This window comes from Glaciimonas soli, from assembly GCF_009497155.1.
In the GTDB taxonomy this organism is placed as follows: Bacteria; Pseudomonadota; Gammaproteobacteria; order Burkholderiales; family Burkholderiaceae_D; genus Glaciimonas; species Glaciimonas soli.
Genome location: NZ_WINI01000012.1, coordinates 1 through 1762, shown reverse-complemented (window position 1 = coordinate 1762; position 1762 = coordinate 1). Strand labels below are relative to the sequence as shown.

The following is a 1762-nucleotide window of genomic DNA, read 5'->3' as shown; positions in this document are numbered from 1 at the left end:
CGCCACTATCAAATTCCAACACCGCCTTACGCGTATCAAACGAAAACTCCATGGTCACTTTGCCATTCGCCACCGGCCCAATCCGCTTCCCTTGTTCCATCAAGTGTTGCATTGCCCATGCACCGCGCATATAGATGGTGGAGGTAGGTACGCTAATACGTGGATTAGCCGTCAGTTCAAGCGACGTGCCACCATACGCGCCAGGCCAGTTGACGGGTAATTGTTCGACAGGGCCATGCACATAGCGCTGCGCCTGCCCATCAAAATTCATATACAGTTCAACAATCGTCGGATCAAGCGATGTGACACTGACGTTAGTTTTCCAGGCGACGGTTTGACTGCCCGGGTTTTGGAAATAGGCTTCGCGGATAGCTTTGGCGTGTGCGAAGAAATCAGGATTGGGCCCTTGTTGCGTCAGCAGTTTCAGGTACTCACTTAACAGTGTCGGGCTGTTGTTGGTACTCGGTGCGCTATCGTTTGATGCCGTGATACCCAGTATGGCCGCCTGCGCCGGTGTGGGTGTAGTTGCCGTGGCTGGGTTGATATAGCGCCATGGTCGGCTACTGGTCTCGACAAATGGTGCCAGCTGTTGCTGGAAGAAGCTATCTGCTGCGCCGCCAGCGGCAAACATCCGTTTGAAGTCATCAATTGCCACTTCGGTCACGCTGGCCGCAAATGGGTAGTGTCCGGCAATACCCGATTGGCAGGGATTGCTCACTTGTTGCGCCATCAATTGGTTGACGCGATCCAGTTTTTCTTGTGCCTGTTTGCGCAAGATGATGGAGGCACCATCGCCGATTTTTTGTGTACTGCCATTGACCAATGCAGACAGTATGGTTTTGAATGGCGCTGGTGCGGCGTCGGCTGCTTGTATCAAATTGCGGCTTACCTCTGTATTGTCTGGCGGTAGACCGTTACTGCTTAATGCCGAATCTGCCACCAGCAACGAAGTGAAGTAAGCATTCAATAAACCATTGATGGCAGCAAGACCAGGGATGGGGGCGGCAGTTGATGATTGCCCTGCATCTGTTTCACCGGTAACCACTTGCCGTAGTGCTGCGAAATGACTATCAACTAACTCTTTTTCTAATTGCGATTGCCCGACGCCGAACATCGCACGGCTGCTTTTGCTGATCGTGTCCGATGCTTTGTCTAGCAAATCTCTATCGTTATCGCCGTCGATCACCAGTTTGCGTGACAAGGTAGTCTCACGTGCAGCCGCTTTTGCCAAACGTGAGAGTGGTGCATCTGGTGCCGCATACATACTGAGTAACTTCACATCGGCTTTGAGATCCTTGCCGGTCACAGTACGGATATCATCGAGAAACGCCGTCCAGCGCTGAGTGTACTCTTGCAGATACTGGCTGCGAATGTCTTTGGTAATCGGATCGTCATCGATAAATTCTTTGGCTTTGTCAGACAGTGGAGCAATCGACTTACCCATTACCCAGGCATCATCCAACTGCGCATCGCGCACGAATTCTGTTAAGCGTGGATCAAATACCGTGTGATAACCGGCGTAGGTAAAGATGCCCGGTATCCCCTTAGTCAACTGGTTGCCAGATGCTAATGTAAAAACACTATTGGCCTGTGGCCCGACAGCGCGTGCCAGCGTAAAGTCTTGCTGGTTCAGATTAGGCATAGCCGCCATGGTGCGCTGGTACAAACGTTGATTGGCAGGCTTGTCGGCTAAAAAGGCGCGGGCTTGCTGTACCAGATCGGCATTTTGTGGAAGCGCAGATTGCACCACGCGTTCACCTGA

1 protein-coding gene is annotated in these 1762 nt (G+C 52.1%); it reads right to left on the bottom strand.

Annotation, left to right across the window (positions count from 1 at the left end):
* Positions 1–1762, bottom strand: a 1762-nt coding sequence (locus GEV47_RS18460) for an ImcF-related family protein (protein WP_322741698.1), incomplete at both ends; no start/stop codon positions are given.